General features: G+C 66.2%; 15 protein-coding genes. 7 read left to right on the forward strand and 8 right to left on the reverse strand.

Annotation, left to right across the window (positions count from 1 at the left end; all coding sequences use genetic code 11):
• Positions 1 to 17: 17 nt before the first annotated feature.
• On the forward strand, positions 18 to 482 hold the full coding sequence (locus tag AC1U2B_RS23665; protein WP_480218844.1) for a hypothetical protein: 465 nt from the start codon (positions 18 to 20) through the stop codon (positions 480 to 482).
• A 128-nt stretch (positions 483 to 610) separates the two neighbouring features.
• On the opposite strand, the gene AC1U2B_RS23670 is transcribed toward AC1U2B_RS23665, so the two are convergent.
• The 5 genes from AC1U2B_RS23670 to AC1U2B_RS23690 are packed head-to-tail and all read right to left on the reverse strand — an operon-like array spanning position 611 to position 5,228.
• Positions 611 to 1,477 (reverse strand): MBL fold metallo-hydrolase, encoded by an 867-nt coding sequence (locus AC1U2B_RS23670; protein WP_480218704.1) that lies wholly within the window; start codon positions 1,475 to 1,477, stop codon positions 611 to 613.
• A complete protein-coding gene (locus tag AC1U2B_RS23675; RefSeq protein WP_480218705.1) occupies positions 1,474 to 2,268 on the reverse strand; it encodes an alpha/beta fold hydrolase in 795 nt (264 codons plus the stop codon). Before AC1U2B_RS23675 ends, AC1U2B_RS23670 begins: the two co-directional genes overlap by 4 nt.
• Positions 2,265 to 2,987: a flavin reductase family protein gene (locus tag AC1U2B_RS23680; protein ID WP_480218706.1), complete on the reverse strand. Its 723-nt coding sequence runs from the start codon at positions 2,985 to 2,987 to the stop codon at positions 2,265 to 2,267. The genes AC1U2B_RS23675 and AC1U2B_RS23680 overlap by 4 nt, the downstream gene beginning before the upstream one ends.
• A gap of 21 nt (positions 2,988 to 3,008) precedes the next feature.
• Complete coding sequence (locus AC1U2B_RS23685) at positions 3,009 to 4,307, reverse strand: MBL fold metallo-hydrolase (protein ID WP_480218707.1); 1,299 nt, start codon at positions 4,305 to 4,307, stop codon at positions 3,009 to 3,011.
• An 18-nt stretch (positions 4,308 to 4,325) separates the two neighbouring features.
• Positions 4,326 to 5,228 carry an alpha/beta hydrolase gene (locus AC1U2B_RS23690; RefSeq protein ID WP_480218708.1) on the reverse strand — a complete coding sequence of 301 codons (903 nt, stop codon included), beginning with the start codon at positions 5,226 to 5,228 and terminating at the stop codon, positions 4,326 to 4,328.
• Positions 5,229 to 5,399: 171 nt separating this feature from the next.
• Between AC1U2B_RS23690 and AC1U2B_RS23695 the strand changes: the two genes are divergently transcribed.
• Complete coding sequence (locus AC1U2B_RS23695; RefSeq protein ID WP_480218709.1) at positions 5,400 to 6,239, forward strand: helix-turn-helix domain-containing protein; 840 nt, start codon at positions 5,400 to 5,402, stop codon at positions 6,237 to 6,239.
• 15 nt (positions 6,240 to 6,254) lie between these two features.
• Here the strand turns inward: AC1U2B_RS23695 and AC1U2B_RS23700 are convergent, their stop codons facing one another.
• The gene (locus AC1U2B_RS23700) at positions 6,255 to 7,280 is read right to left on the reverse strand and encodes an alcohol dehydrogenase (RefSeq protein WP_480218710.1); all 1,026 of its coding nucleotides are present in this window, start codon (positions 7,278 to 7,280) and stop codon (positions 6,255 to 6,257) included.
• Positions 7,281 to 7,468: 188 nt separating this feature from the next.
• Here AC1U2B_RS23700 and AC1U2B_RS23705 point away from each other — a divergent pair, with 188 nt between their 5' ends.
• Both AC1U2B_RS23705 and AC1U2B_RS23710 read left to right on the forward strand, forming a co-directional pair.
• The gene (locus AC1U2B_RS23705; RefSeq protein ID WP_480218845.1) at positions 7,469 to 8,494 is read left to right on the forward strand and encodes a zinc-dependent alcohol dehydrogenase family protein; all 1,026 of its coding nucleotides are present in this window, start codon (positions 7,469 to 7,471) and stop codon (positions 8,492 to 8,494) included.
• Positions 8,491 to 8,994: a hypothetical protein gene (locus AC1U2B_RS23710; RefSeq protein WP_480218711.1), complete on the forward strand. Its 504-nt coding sequence runs from the start codon at positions 8,491 to 8,493 to the stop codon at positions 8,992 to 8,994. Before AC1U2B_RS23705 ends, AC1U2B_RS23710 begins: the two co-directional genes overlap by 4 nt.
• A 59-nt stretch (positions 8,995 to 9,053) precedes the next feature.
• On the opposite strand, the gene AC1U2B_RS23715 is transcribed toward AC1U2B_RS23710, so the two are convergent.
• Positions 9,054 to 9,284, reverse strand: a complete 231-nt coding sequence (locus AC1U2B_RS23715; RefSeq protein ID WP_071288597.1) for a hypothetical protein — start codon at positions 9,282 to 9,284, stop codon at positions 9,054 to 9,056.
• A 206-nt stretch (positions 9,285 to 9,490) separates the two neighbouring features.
• Between AC1U2B_RS23715 and AC1U2B_RS23720 the strand changes: the two genes are divergently transcribed.
• The 3 genes from AC1U2B_RS23720 to AC1U2B_RS23730 all read left to right on the forward strand — a co-directional run bounded on the left by AC1U2B_RS23720 (position 9,491) and on the right by AC1U2B_RS23730 (position 12,316).
• The gene (locus AC1U2B_RS23720) at positions 9,491 to 10,132 is read left to right on the forward strand and encodes a response regulator (RefSeq protein ID WP_043391282.1); all 642 of its coding nucleotides are present in this window, start codon (positions 9,491 to 9,493) and stop codon (positions 10,130 to 10,132) included.
• A 1-nt stretch (position 10,133) separates the two neighbouring features.
• Complete coding sequence (locus tag AC1U2B_RS23725) at positions 10,134 to 11,327, forward strand: sensor histidine kinase (RefSeq protein WP_480218712.1); 1,194 nt, start codon at positions 10,134 to 10,136, stop codon at positions 11,325 to 11,327.
• Positions 11,328 to 11,419: 92 nt separating this feature from the next.
• A complete protein-coding gene (locus AC1U2B_RS23730; RefSeq protein WP_480218713.1) occupies positions 11,420 to 12,316 on the forward strand; it encodes an alpha/beta fold hydrolase in 897 nt (298 codons plus the stop codon).
• A 74-nt stretch (positions 12,317 to 12,390) separates the two neighbouring features.
• On the opposite strand, the gene pntB is transcribed toward AC1U2B_RS23730, so the two are convergent.
• Complete coding sequence (pntB, locus tag AC1U2B_RS23735; RefSeq protein ID WP_043987466.1) at positions 12,391 to 13,821, reverse strand: Re/Si-specific NAD(P)(+) transhydrogenase subunit beta; 1,431 nt, start codon at positions 13,819 to 13,821, stop codon at positions 12,391 to 12,393.
• Position 13,822: the final 1 nt, after the last annotated feature.

The raw sequence follows: 13,822 nt of genomic DNA on the forward strand, positions 1-13,822 counted from the left end.
CACGAAAGGACCGACCAGTGTCCACTATTCGATTCCAGGCAACCACCACCGCGACGCCGGAGCAATATGTCCAGGGGCTCACCGACTTTGGGCCTGGCCGCGAGGAAGTCTTTCCCAACAGTGCCGATTCCTACCTCGAAGTGCACAACCTCGTGCCCGGCCGCGCCGACGTGACCGAGGGATCGGGCGGCATCTGGGAGCGGCTCACGTACGACTGGACCGATCCCACGCGGGTGGTGCTGACGACGACCGACTCGAACGTGTTCGGTGGTGCCTCCGGCTACGTGTACACGCTGACTCGGCAAGGAGACGGCACGACGCACGTCGACCTCGAGATCGTGCGAGAGGGCAAGAACGCCAAAGGGAAAGCGTTGTCATGGGCGCTCGGCACGGTCGCCAAAGGTTCGTTGCGCAAGGCGTTCAACCGCAGTGTGCGGGCTATCGAAGTACGCAACGGGCTCGAAGTGCCGCGGCGTTTGTGACCAGCGGGTTCGGTCATGAAGGATATCGGTAAGAACAAGCGTCACAATTTATTACGAAGACGAGGCGGGTTTTCAGTGGCGCCGCACCGAGGCCGGCCGACCGCAGCGGACAAACGAACGCGACGACTTCAACCCGGTCTCGATGTGGGACTGAACAGCGTGATCGCTCCACCCCACAGCGCCCCCGGATTGATCCGGTCGCCGTGGAGGTTCAGCATCGCCGCATAGAAATCGGCTGCATCGGACGAGGATCGCAACAACCGCCGTGCATCCAGCAGGTAGCGACGGGTAGCTGCAATCTGAGCCGGGGAGTCCGGCGTATGGGGCTCCTTGTGTCCGGCGATCACCTGAGTGGGGTTCAGTGACTCCGCCACGTCCAGGGCGGCGAGCCAGTCGTCGATGCCGGCTGTGCCACCCGATTCGGTCAGGTACAGGTGCACGCCGTTGTAGACGACGTCGCCGGCGACCAGGAGGCCCGTCGCCGGCACGTACAGCATCGTCGTGGCTTCGGTATCGGTGTGTCCGACCTCGACGGGAATCAGTGCGGTGTCGTCGAGTTCGAGACCCTGCTGATCGATCACCGATACCTCGACCTCACCGGTGGGTAGCTGTCCGGGGAACACGCGGTCCCAGAACTCGGCGCGGAACTGCGGATCGTTCTGTGCCGCCATGAGTTCGGCAGTTCCCGCGGTGGCGTGGACGGCGACGCCGGGGAAGCGCTGCAAGAGCGGGATGGCACCGAACCAGTGATCGCCATGTCCGTGGGTGATGTAGATGTGTCGCAACGTGTGTCTGGACGCGGCGATCCAGTCGCCGACCTGCTCTGCCTGCCGGGTCGTCATCGGTGGGTCTACCAGCAATGCGTCTTGCTGACCTGTGATGAGCGTGGAGCTGATCGGAGACCACATCCGCGGGCTGCCGTCGGGTAGGGGTCCGCGGCCTGACTGTGGAATCTGTGCTGTGACAAAGACTTTGTGCTGCAGTGTGCGGGTCATGGGGTGGACTCTGTGAGTGCGTCGGTGAAATCGAGGATCATCGCGGCGACGGTGCCCGGGTACTCGACGTGTAGCCAGTGGCCGCCCTGGTCGACGACGTGGGTTTCGGCTCCGGCGAAGCGTGCCGCGATGGTTTCGGCGATAGCTGCGGTGACGAAAGTGTCTGCGCCGCCGCGGACGATCAACACCGGGCCGCCGTAGGAACTCCGGGCCGGCGCAGTGGGGTAGCCGGTATTCCACACGTCGACATAGTGAGCGGCGACGCCGGCGGCCACCGGGTTACCGACGGCAGTCAACCGGTCGAGTTGCGTGTCGGTGAGGCCAGGTGACAGTTCGGATCGGGCCGCACGCTGCGCGGCGCTGTCACCGTCGATGGCGCGGAACTGCGCGGCAACTTCGTCAGGCAATTGCGTACCGCCCAGCGGAACCGGGGTCAACAGCACGAGGCCGCAGACCTGATCCGGGTGCGCTGCGGCAACCAGTTCGGCGATCTGACTGCCGAGGCTCTGGCCGACCACCACGACCGGCCCGTCGAGTCCTGCAACGATGTCGCCGGCCTCGGCGGCCAACGCCTGCAACGTGATGGCGGCGGCGTCAGTTACCGATTCGCTGCGCCTCCCGAAACCGGGTAGGTCGTAGCTGATGGTGGTGATCTCACCGGCCAGCGCGTCGATCACGTCATCCCATACCGAGGCGTCGTCGAGGAACCCGTGAATGAGCAGTACGGTCGGGGCACCCGGGGCGGATGCGGGGGTTCGCCGGATGTGGAACCCCGTGGCATGCGTGGTCATTGCACGGCCGTCTTCGTCGAGCCCGACGGCGACCATTCGGCGGTGTCGATGGGGGAGTAGTCGCTCGAGTGTCCGTCGAGCCGGCCGGCGCGGAGTGCGCCGAGTTCGGCGACCAGTGGCTCGGGCAGCGGAGTGGTGAAGATGTTGTCCACCATGGTGTATTCGGCGGCGAGCCGGCCGAACACCCCCAGGGCGCCGACGTCGATGCGGCCCCGCTCGAGGTACAGGTCGTCGCGCACGTGGATGCGCTTCACCCGTCCCCACACCACGTGATCAGGCAGCGGCGGCATAGGGATGATGCGGTCCACGACACACTCGAAGGAAATCGGCGCACCCGCGATACGGGGCGCGGAAATGACTTCGGAAGGCGCCTTCTCCAGGCCCAGAGCCTCGAATTCGTCGACGTCGGTACCGAATTCGAATGCGGATCGGTGGACTTCGTCGGCCTGCCCGATGGTCGCGATGTTGACCACGAATTCGTTGGTGTCGCGGATGTTGACGAAGGTGTCCTTGAGGGTCACCCCGTCCGAACGCGGTTGCAGGCTGATCGACAGGATCGGCGGAAAGCGCCCGACCACCGTGAAGAACGAAATCGGTGCGATATTGCCAACCCCGGTGGTCGAGGCGGTGCTGACCCAGGCGATGGCCCGAGGCAGCACGCTGCCGATGAGGAGCTTGTAAGCCGAGGTGGGGTCCAGGTCGGCGGTGTCGATGATCATGGTTGTCGTCTCTCCCTGCGATCAGTTCTCGTGCAGCCACACGGTCTTCAGCGAGTCGCTGTCCGTCGGCACCGCCTGGATGGCGATGATCCGCCAGCCCTGGCTGCCGCGGGCCAGTTCGAAATGCGCTGCAATTCGTTCGATTTCGGTGCCATCGCCGCGGAGTCGAGCCCAGATCACCTCGATTGCCGCACCGTTGTCGTGGTAGACGGTCACCTTCCGGTCGGGAACCGCGGTGTCGGTGTAGCCGGCGGCGTTCAGTCGGGTGTGCAGTTCTCGCAGCACGGCGACCACATCGGCTGGCTCCCGAAGCCACCGACTGCCCTGCGGATCAGTCCAATTCAGCGGCGCCGACCAGTAGTCGAGGATGAAATCCGAGTCCCGGGCGACGGTGCCTGCGGCGACGCCGACCCAGGTCGGCAGATAGTCATCGAAGAACCACTGCGTCACCTCATCACGCACCGAGGAATCGCCAGCGCTTCCGGATAGCAGCGCGACGGCGGAGTACCACACCGGGCCGACGTTCAACCGGTCCGGGTACAGCGTGGTCATCTGCTCGAAATACTCTTGTGGACTGGGCTTCTGGTCGAGCAGCCGGCGGGCCTCGAGCAGGTATTCGCGGGTCTGGTCGATGATCGCGGCGTCGTCGGGCAGCACCTTGTTCTTATGGCCCGCGACCACGGCACGTGGCTTCAGCGCTGCCACCTTGTCCAGGGCCGCCAACCACGCCTCGACGCCGCCGTGCGCGCTCTCCAGGAGGTATTGGTGCACCCCGTTGTAGGCGACGTCGCCGGCCACGACCAGGCCGATGGAGGGCACGTGCAGGACGGTGGTGTCGTCGGTGTCGGTATGGCCGACCTCAACGGCTAGCAGCTGTTCGCCTTCCAGCGTGATACCGCTCTCCGGAACCTGCTGGTAGACAACGGGACTGGGCGGAATCTGACCGGGGAAATCGACGTCCCACATCTGAGCCCGGCCCTCGGTGCCCTGCTGATGCATCATTGCGATGGTTCCGCGCGTGGCATAGGCGACGACACCCGGAAAGCGTTGTAGCAGAAGTTCGGTGCCGAACCAGTGATCACCGTGGCCGTGGGTGGCGTAGATCGCGACCAGTCGTTTACCGGATTGCTGAATCCAGTCGCCGACGCGATAGACCTGCGCGTAGGTGAACGGTGGATCGACCAGGACGGCGTCGTGCTCACCGTAGATCAGGGTTGACGCGACAGGCGACGAGACGATGGGGCTGCCGTCGGGCAGGCGCTGCTCGCGGTGCCGGGGCAGTCCGTCGTTGACCAGGACGTCGTAGTGCAGTTCAGGCATGTCGAATTTCCTTCGGGTTCAATTGTTTTGGAGATGTTCGGTGAACCAGCCCGCCGCCGCGCCGCCGGCGGCGTCGAACTGGGTCTGGTAAGGGTCGAAATGGCCGCCGGCGATTGTGACGAGTTTCTTTGGCTGCAGTGCCTTTTCGTATCCGGCGAGGGCCAGGTCGGTCACGGTGACCGTGTCCTGCATCGCCACGACCATCAGCAACGGGGTGGGGGAGACGCGGCTGATGAAGGTGCCGGGCTCGTACATGCGTGCCGCGCGAGTCGAGCGCAACGTCACGGCGTTGTCCCACGTTCCCGACGGCACCTGCTGCGTGTAGAAGGCGACGGCGTCAGGACTGCGGTAGGCGGCGGGGACGGCGGGGTCCGCGCTTACCACCGCCTGCGTGGCCGGCGCAGATCCGCTGAATTGCCGACGGTCGTCCTCGGTGAAGGCGCCTTCGAGAGCTGAAACTTGATCGGGCGCAACGCGTCGCAGACTCTGCTGGTAGCCGCTGATGGTCGGGACCTGGGCCACCACGGCTCGCAGCCGCCGGTCGGTGGCGCCCAGCACGATGGCGTGCCCGCCGGCATAGCTGCTGCCCCACAGCCCGATTCGGTCCGGAGCGACGAGCGGGAGGCTCTCGAGAAACGAGATGGCGCGGCGCCAGTCGGCGATCTGCACCCAGGGGTTGATGTCGTTGCGCGGCAGGCCATCACTTGCGCCGAAGCCCCGGTGGTCATGTACCAGCACCACGAATCCGGCATCGGCGAATCGGCGGGCGAAACGCTCCAGGCCGTGCTCCTTCACCCCGGCGAATCCGTGGGCCATGGTGATGGCCGGATACGGGCCGGGGCCGTCGGGCGTAAACAGCCAACCCCGCAGTGTCACCCCGTCGTCGGTTGGGAATTCGACGTCCTGTCGCTGCATGGTCATTGCTCCCTTCTGTTGCCTTCAAGAGGCACAACATGAACGATGCCGTTGATCAATGCGGCCACGGGACACCGCAGTGACCCTGGTATCGCGGGGGCCAGGATGAGGAGGCCAGTGGTGGAATTGATGCCGTATTCGTGCCGTGGCCGCAGCTGTGGGCCATAGGGTGGTCGAATGGTCGACACCGATAACGCCCTCGGTGATTACCTGCGCGCCAGACGCGCCCAGGTACGTCCCGAAGATGTCGGACTGCCGCCCGGCGCGCGGCGACGGGTGGCCGGCCTGCGGCGCGAGGAACTGGCGACGTTGGCGGGGGTCAGTGCGGAGTACTACTTGCGGCTCGAGCAGGGCCGCGACAAGAACCCGTCGGCGCAGATCCTCGACGCGCTCGCGAAAGCGCTGCGGCTCGACATCAAAGCCACCGAATATCTCCACCAGCTCGTCGGCCCGACCGGGCGGCGGCATGGTCAGCTGAGTGCCAGTGAGGCCATCGACGACGTAGAGACGCTCATCGAACAATTTCCCATGCCTGCCATCGTGGCCAGTAGTTGTCTCGACGTGCTCGCCGCCAATTCCCTTGCCCGCGCGCTGTCTCCCGGCTTCGCCCCCGGTGAGAACTTCCTGCGGTGGCGACTGGTGGAGCCCGCGGCCCGCGAGCTCTACGTGGATTGGGACGAGTCGACCGACGTGGCGGTGAGCGGGCTACGGGAAGCCGCCGCGAGCAACCCCGACGACGCCCGATTGCGGGCGCTGATCGACGAATTGTCTGCCGTCAGTGAGCGGTTCCGGGAGCTGTGGGCACGTGCCGACGTCGGGTACCGGCCCGGTGTCATCCACATGCGCCATCCGGTGGTCGGCGATCTCTTCTTGCACCGCAACAGGTTCAACATCCCGCACTCCGGTGGGCAGCACATGCTGACCTATCGTGCCGATCTCGGCAGTCCCACCGCTACGGCGCTGGCTGAGCTGGGTGCGCTGCGCTCGCAGGCCGAGCGTGCTGGGGACACGCCGTAGCGGGTTCACACTCCGTCAGTCGCGACCGGCGCGCATGTCGAGCACGACCCGAAACCTGGCCTCGCCGGACATCATTCGCGCATAGGCGGCGGGTGCGTCTTCGAACGGGAAGACCTCGTTCATCGACGACACGTCGTGTGCGGCGCTGAACTGCAGGCCCGCCTCGTTCTCGATCGAGGTGCCGGTGAGGCTGCCCACGATCGAGCGGCCGCCGAAGATGACGTCAGCGGTATTGACGGCGAGCGGATCGTTCGCGGCACCGACCACCACCAGCTGACCGCGCGGCCGGAGCCCCGCCACCAGCGGCGACATCGACGCCCCGCTCGCAGCTGTCGCGACGATGGCAACGGCACCGCCCAGCTGTTGCAGCGCTTCGGCGGGATCAACTGCGGCGCTGTCGATGTAGTGGTGTGCACCCAACTTCCGGGCCAGCTCCGCCTTGCCGGGTCCGCGGGCGATGGCGGCCACCTGGTAGCCGAGCTTGTTGGCGTACTGCACGCCCAGATGGCCCAGCCCGCCGATGCCCTGGATCGCCACCAGGGCGCCAGGCTCGGCGTGCAGGTGCTGCAACGGGTTGAAGGTGGTGATACCGGCGCACAGCAGCGGTGCGGCGTCGAGCGAATCCATCTGGTCGGGGACCCGCACCAGTCCGCTGGCCCGGGCGTACAGCACCTCGGAGTAGCCGCCGTCTCCGGTCAGTCCCGTTTGGGGCTGGTTCTGGCAATTGACGAAGTCGCCGCGCCGGCACCACTCGCACTCACCGCAGTGGCCGCCCAGGAACCCCACACCGACGCGTTCGCCGACCTGCCACCCGTTGACCGCAGCCCCGATGGCCTCGATCACGCCGACCACCTCGTGTCCGGGGACCAACGGCTGCGTGGCGTCTGGGCGGAAGCCCTCGGCGGTGAACGAATCGGTATGACACACACCGCACGAGTCGACGCGGATGCGTACCTGCCCGGGCGCTGGTTCGAGCAGTTCGCGCTCGACGAGTTCGAACTGATGCTGTCCGGTCACCTGATAGGCCCGATAGGTCGACATTGGCGGAGCTCCTTCACGAGGTTGGTCGCAGTTACGTAGTCCACAACAATCCGGGCACCGCGTGCGGATTCCACTGATCCTGCCCCTGAGAGGGCCAGGACAGTCCGAAATGTCGGACCTGATGCGCGCGCTGACCTGGGTGCCAACCAGACGTTCGAAAAGGAGTGACGATGCGGAAGATCGCCACGATGCGGGCTCTCGTCGCCGACCGGGTGGGCGAGCCGGCCGAGGTCTTGCATCTGCAATCCCGCCCGATTCCAGAGCCAGGGCCAGGCCAGGTTCAAGTCCGGGTGACAGCTGCGCCGGTTCATGCCAGCGATCTCCACACTGTCCGTGGCAGGTACGGGTTCACCCCGGAGTTCCCCACTGTCCCCGGCATCGAATCCGTCGGTGTGATCGACGAAATCGGCAGCGGCACAGATGGTTTGACCGTTGGACAGCGCGTCATCACCGTCGGCGTCAGAGGTACCTGGCAGGAGTACGTCGTGGCCGATGCCGGGCGGGTCCGGCCTGTTCCGGACGGCATGAGCACGTCGACGGCAGCCCAGTTGCTCAGTAATCCGCTCACGGCGGTGATCCTGACCGGTGAAGTACTGGACGTCCGGCCGGGTGAATGGCTCCTGCAGACGGCGGCCGGTTCGACGGTGGGGCAGTCGGTGATCCAACTCGGCGCGCACATGGGCTTCAAGACTCTCAACGTGGTTCGCCGGCGCTCCGCGGTCGACGAAATTCTCGCGATGGGCGGTACCGCGGTGATCTCTACCGAGGATGAGGACCTACGTGAGCGAGTGGCCGAGATCGTCGGCGAAGACGGTGTCGCCAAAGCAATTGACAGCGTCAGCGGCCAGGTGGGGGCCGACGTGTCACGCGCGTTGGCACCCGATGGCGAGCTCGTCGTCTACGGAGCGCTGTCGACCCACCGCCAAACCGATACGGAAAAGCTCACCATCCCCGTTTTCGCGCGCTCCCTGATCTACGAGACCAAGACGGTACGTGGGTTCTGGTTGTTCCGATGGTTCAACCGGACGCCCCCGGATCGGCTGTCCGCAACCATCGACCGAACGATTCAGCTGGCGGACAGCGGTGTGTTGCAGGTGCCGGCGGGCCGGCCGATAGCCATTGAAAACTTCAGCAACGCAGTCTATTTGGCTGAAGCTCCGGCGCACGACGGCAAGCCGCTGCTGGTGTTCGAACCCTCAGAAGGATTGTCATGACCACATCAGATGAACCCAACCGCAAGCTGGAAAATCAGGCGCCCCACCTGACCTACTATCCGCACTGGCTGGACAACCTCGCAGACGACGTCATCCTCCAAGGTGCCGTGTTCAACGGCGAGCTACGCGGTGCCGAACAAGTCGGGAAGATGTTGAGTTTCGCTCGAAGTCTTTACGCATTCCAGGACTTTCGCTTCTATGGCCAGCGTGGTGAGCTCTTTCTCGAGGACTACCGGTCCACCATCCGCGGCACCGAGACCCTCCGTCCCGGCGGCGTGGAGATCTACAACTTCGTCGTCGTCTATTTCAATGATGCGGGTGAGACCAGTCAATTGGTGATGAATCACCGGCCGCAATCGGCCACCTTGCTGTTCTCGTCGTTGTTGAAAGAGCACTTCGGTGACACTTTCGATCCGGGCCTCTGCTACGGCGGCGACGCCACCGTTGATGTGCTCGATCACGACCTGTCGCGTGGTGAGTGGCCGCAGCCGGAGCACTGATCAACAGCGGATTCCCTCCCCGCGACGACTTCGGGGAGGGAATCCGGGTATGGGTCCGGTCAGCGGCCCTGCAGGGCGGCCACCCGGTAGACGCCGCGGTGCCAGATGGCGCCGGGCAGCGGCGTCCCCGCCGGCGGCGCGATGATCGACGGGGTCGCGACGATGTGCGGCGGGCGGACGTCGGGTCCGAGGGTGGTGGCGCCCGCGGCGCCGGCCAGGCCGAGTGCCGAGCCACCCAGGACGCCGGCGGCGATGATCGAGAAACCGAAGGTGCGGACGGTGATGCTCATTTGAATTCTCCTGTGTCAGTTAGCTTTTGAGGTCTTGCTCCGGTGTGTTCCGGTGATGACTCAAGAGTGCCGGGTCGGGGGTCTGATGTCTGTCCGGTGATCGGCCGGTCCACCGGTGGATTCGCGTGTCCCCTGATCGGGGGACACTAGGCCGCCAATTGGGGATCTTGTTACTTTTTCGCTGGCCGCCGTGCGACGCTGACGGCATGACCGACGAACGGGTTCGCGTTGTGGTGGGGGACGACCACCCGATGTTTCGCGACGGCGTCGTCCGCGCGCTGACGGCGAGTGGCGCCATCGAGGTACTGGCCGAGGCGGACGACGGGACATCCGCGCTCGAGGCGATCCGGACCCACAAACCCCAGGTCGCTCTGCTGGACTACCGCATGCCTGGCATGGACGGCGCCGAGGTGGCCGCGGCGGTGCTGCGCGACGGTCTGCCGACCCGGGTGCTCCTGCTCTCCGCCCATGACGAGGCGGAGATCGTGTACCGCGCCCTGCAGGAAGGCGCGGCGGGCTTCCTGCCGAAAGAGTCGACACGCAGCGAGCTCGTCAACGCGATCCTCGAATGCGCGAAGGGCCGCGACGTCGTCGCACCCAGCCTGGCCGCGGGGCTGGCCGGCGAGATCCGCCGTCGCGCCGAGCCGGACGCCCCGGTGCTCAGCCCGCGCGAACGCGAGGTGCTGCAGCTGATCGCCAAGGGCGCGAGCATCCCGACCATGGCGAAGGAGTTGTTCCTGGCGCCGTCGACGGTCAAGACCCACGTGCAGCGGCTCTACGAGAAGCTCGGGGTCGGGGACCGCGGGGCAGCCGTGGCCGAGGCGATGCGTCGCAAGCTGCTGGACTGACGTGAGCCCGACACTCAGCCGGATCGGCGAGTACCTGGCTGCCGAACCGGTGCGGATTTCGGCCGGGCTGCGGCTTCCGCTGATCGCGCTGATCGGCGTCCTGGTGTGGATCTGGGAGGTCGACCACTGGCTGCCCGTGCTGTACGCGGTGATCCTGGGGCTGTACGCCATCGCCGCGGTGATCTGGCTGGTGGCGGTGCTGCGCGGGCCGGTGCCACGCTGGGCGGATTGGGCGTCCACCGGCATCGACCTGCTGGTCATCCTGGCGCTGTGCCTGGTGTCGGGCGGTGCGACGGCGGCCCTGCTGCCGGTCTTTTTCCTACTGCCGATCTCGGTGGCGTTCCAGGACCAGCCGCTGATGACCGCGGCCATCGGCACGCTGACGGCCGCCGGCTATCTGTCGGTGTGGATCTTCTACTCGAAGCACGACGACCGCATGGGCCTGCCGAACATGGTCTATACCCACTTCGGGTTCCTGGTCTGGCTGGCGGTGGCCACCACGGTGTTGTGTTTCGTGCTGGTACGGCGCCAGGAAAACGTACAGGCCCTGCAGGAGGTGCGCCGCCAGCTGGTGTCCGAGGCCATGCAGTCCGACGAACGGCACAACCGGGAAGTCGCCGAAGGGCTGCACGACGGTCCGTTGCAGACGCTGCTGGCAGCCCGTCTGCAGCTTGACGAGGTCAGGGAACGGACCCCCGGGCCGGAACTCGATGCGGTCTACGCAGCGTTGGAAGACACTGCGGCGGCGCTGCGCTCGACGGTCACCGAGCTGCATCCGCAGGTGCTCGCGCAGCTCGGCCTGACCCCGGCGGTGCGGGAACTGTTGCGGCAGTTCGAGTCTCGTACCCACCTGGTGGTGCGTGCCGACCTCGAGGAGGTGGGCAAGCCCGATTCGCAGCAGCTGCTGTACCGCGCGGCCCGCGAGCTGCTGACCAATATCGGCAAGCATGCGCAGGCCACGGCGGTGTCGGTGCGGCTGGGCCCCATCGGCAATCGGATCGTCCTGACCATCGCCGACGACGGCGTCGGGTTCGACGCGGCGGTGGTCGCCCAGTACGTGGCCGACGGCCACATCGGCCTGGGCTCGCTGCTGGCCCGCCTGGACGCGATGGGTGGCTCGATGCTCGTCGACTCCGCGGCCGACGGCGGCACCCGCGTGACAGTGACGTCACCCCCCGAGCGCGAGCAGACGTGAAAACCCCCTATTTGAGCCTGATTTGGGGCTTTCACGTCTGCTCGGCAGAAAATGGTGTGCTTGCCAGCAGGTGGGGGCGGTAGCGTCGCGCCATGAAGCTACGCATTCTGGTCGGCCTGCTGGTCGCGGCGGTGGTGGCGTTGGTTGTGAACATGGTGGTCGTGGAGCGGACCAGCCGGGCGGCGGAACCGTTCGCCGGCGGTCATGTCCTCAAGCTCGATGGCCCCGACCTGAACGTCCGCGAGTATGGGCCGCCAGGTGACCGGGCAATCGTTCTGCTGCACGGCTATTCGGCTTCGATCGAGTGGTGGGAGAAGGTCGCACCGGCCCTGGCCGCGCATCAGCGGGTGATTGCGGTCGACCTCGTCGGCCACGGTGGTTCCGAGGCTCCGGCCGATGCCGCGCCGTATCACGCCGACGGTCAGGCAGAAGCCGTGCACCGGGCGCTCGAGGCGCTGGGTGTCCGGCACGCCGAGCTGGTCGGACATTCGATGGGCGGCAAGGTGGCCGCCGAGTTCGCCACCAAGTACCCGGAAATGGTTGAGCGCGTGGCGGTTTCGGATACCCCGGCAGCGGAGGATCTGGTCTCCATGCCATTGCTCGGCAGGATGCTGTGCTGGCCCGTGATCGGACCCGCGCTGGATCGTTTCCGCGGCATCGACGCGATCAGTGAAAGCTCGCTGCAGACCGGGTTCGCCGCCGACTACCCCGTTCCGCCGCTGGCATACCGCTCGTTGAAGCAGCTGAACTACGTGGGTGTGTGCGACTCAAAGGAAGCCGGACGTCCCGTCGTCGAGACGCTGAAGGGGCTGGGGAAACCGGTGCTGGTGCTGTGGGGCGACAAGGATGTCCTGACCCCGACGGCGTCCAACGTCGCGCGCTACACCGCCGCCGGTCTGCCGCCGCACCTCATCGCAGGCTCGGGGCACAGCCCCATGGTGGAGAAGCCCGACCAATTCCTCGCCGCGATTGGTGATTTCGTGCGCTGACGGGGTGCCGACACCATAGAAACCACAAAGCCGCCAATCCTGACGGAATGGCGGCTTTGTCGTGTACTGGGTTGCTACAGCGCAGCCAGGATGTCGTTGACGCGGTCGCGTGCGTCGCCGAAGAGCATCTGGGTGTTGTCGCGGAAGAACAGCGGGTTCTGCACGCCCGCGTAACCCGAGGCCATGGAGCGCTTGAACACGATGACGTTCTCGGCGTTCCAGACGGTGAGCACCGGCATGCCGGCGATCGGGCTGCTCGGGTCCTCGGAGGCGGCCGGGTTGACGGTGTCGTTGGCGCCGATGACGAGCACGACGGCGGTGTCGTCGAAGTCGTCGTTGATCTCGTCCATCTCGAGCACGATGTCGTAGGGCACCTTGGCCTCGGCCAGCAGCACGTTCATGTGACCGGGCAGGCGGCCGGCGACGGGGTGGATACCGAAGCGGACGTTGACGCCCTTCTCGCGCAGCTTGCGGGTCAGGTCGGCGACGCCGTACTGGGCCTGGGCCACAGCCATGCCGTAACCCGGCGTGATGATGACCGAGTCGGCGGAGCCCAGCAGCTCGGCGGCGCCTTCGGCGGTGATCTCGCGGTGCTCGCCGTAGTCCTTGTCCTCGGCCGGGCCGGCTTCGATGCCGAAGCCGCCGGCGATGACGGAGATGAACGACCGGTTCATGGCCTTGCACATGATGTACGACAGGTAGGCACCGGAGGAGCCGACGAGCGCGCCGGTGATGATCAGCAGGTCGTTGGACAGCAGGAAGCCCGACGCCGCGGCGGCCCAACCGGAGTAGCTGTTGAGCATCGAGACCACGACGGGCATGTCGCCGCCGCCGATGGAGGCGACCAGGTGCCAGCCCAGCAGCAGGGCCAGGGCGGTGACGCCGACCAGCAGCCACAGGTTCGGGGAGATGACGAACCAGACGGTCAGCGCGACGAACAGCACCAGCGAGCCGACGTTGAGGAAGTTCTTGCCCGGCAGCATCAGCGGGGAGGAGCTGATCTTGGCCGACAGCTTCAGGTTGGCGACGATCGAACCGGTGAAGGTCACCGCACCGATGAACACGCCGATGAACACCTCGGCGGAGTGGATGCCGAGCATGCCTTCCTTGGCGAGCTCGAGGGCGCCCTGGCTGTTCGGGTCGAACTCGGCGTGCAGGTAGCCGCTCCAGCCGACGAGCACGGCGGCCAGACCGACAAAGCTGTGCAGCAGTGCGATCAGCTCTGGCATGCCGGTCATCTCGACGACGCGGGCGCGCCACAGACCGATGGCCGCACCGACGGCCATGGCGCCGACCAGCAGCGCCAGGCCCAGCGGCTCGATCTTGTTGTTGATGGCCAGGACGATGGTGGCGATCAGTGCCACCCCCATGCCGGCCATGCCGAAGGCGTTACCGGCCTTGGAGGTCTCGTGCTTGGAGAGCCCGGCCAGAGCGAGGATGAACAACAGGGCAGCGACGACGTAGGCCGCGTTCGCCACGTTGGTGATGGTTTCTGCGTTGAACATG

This window comes from Mycolicibacterium sp. P4_G11 (genome assembly GCF_056555145.1).

Coding starts and splice junctions, on each gene's coding strand:
- AC1U2B_RS23730 (WP_480218713.1), top strand. CDS start 11,420: ATGAAGCTACGCATTCTGGTCGGCCTGCTGGTCGCGGCGGTGGTGGCG.
- AC1U2B_RS23690 (WP_480218708.1), bottom strand. CDS start 5,228: ATGACCATGCAGCGACAGGACGTCGAATTCCCAACCGACGACGGGGTG.
- pntB (WP_043987466.1), bottom strand. CDS start 13,821: ATGTTCAACGCAGAAACCATCACCAACGTGGCGAACGCGGCCTACGTC.
- AC1U2B_RS23695 (WP_480218709.1), top strand. CDS start 5,400: ATGGTCGACACCGATAACGCCCTCGGTGATTACCTGCGCGCCAGACGC.
- AC1U2B_RS23710 (WP_480218711.1), top strand. CDS start 8,491: ATGACCACATCAGATGAACCCAACCGCAAGCTGGAAAATCAGGCGCCC.
- AC1U2B_RS23720 (WP_043391282.1), top strand. CDS start 9,491: ATGACCGACGAACGGGTTCGCGTTGTGGTGGGGGACGACCACCCGATG.
- AC1U2B_RS23685 (WP_480218707.1), bottom strand. CDS start 4,307: ATGCCTGAACTGCACTACGACGTCCTGGTCAACGACGGACTGCCCCGG.
- AC1U2B_RS23715 (WP_071288597.1), bottom strand. CDS start 9,284: ATGAGCATCACCGTCCGCACCTTCGGTTTCTCGATCATCGCCGCCGGC.
- AC1U2B_RS23675 (WP_480218705.1), bottom strand. CDS start 2,268: ATGACCACGCATGCCACGGGGTTCCACATCCGGCGAACCCCCGCATCC.
- AC1U2B_RS23670 (WP_480218704.1), bottom strand. CDS start 1,477: ATGACCCGCACACTGCAGCACAAAGTCTTTGTCACAGCACAGATTCCA.
- AC1U2B_RS23705 (WP_480218845.1), top strand. CDS start 7,469: ATGCGGGCTCTCGTCGCCGACCGGGTGGGCGAGCCGGCCGAGGTCTTG.
- AC1U2B_RS23680 (WP_480218706.1), bottom strand. CDS start 2,987: ATGATCATCGACACCGCCGACCTGGACCCCACCTCGGCTTACAAGCTC.
- AC1U2B_RS23700 (WP_480218710.1), bottom strand. CDS start 7,280: ATGTCGACCTATCGGGCCTATCAGGTGACCGGACAGCATCAGTTCGAA.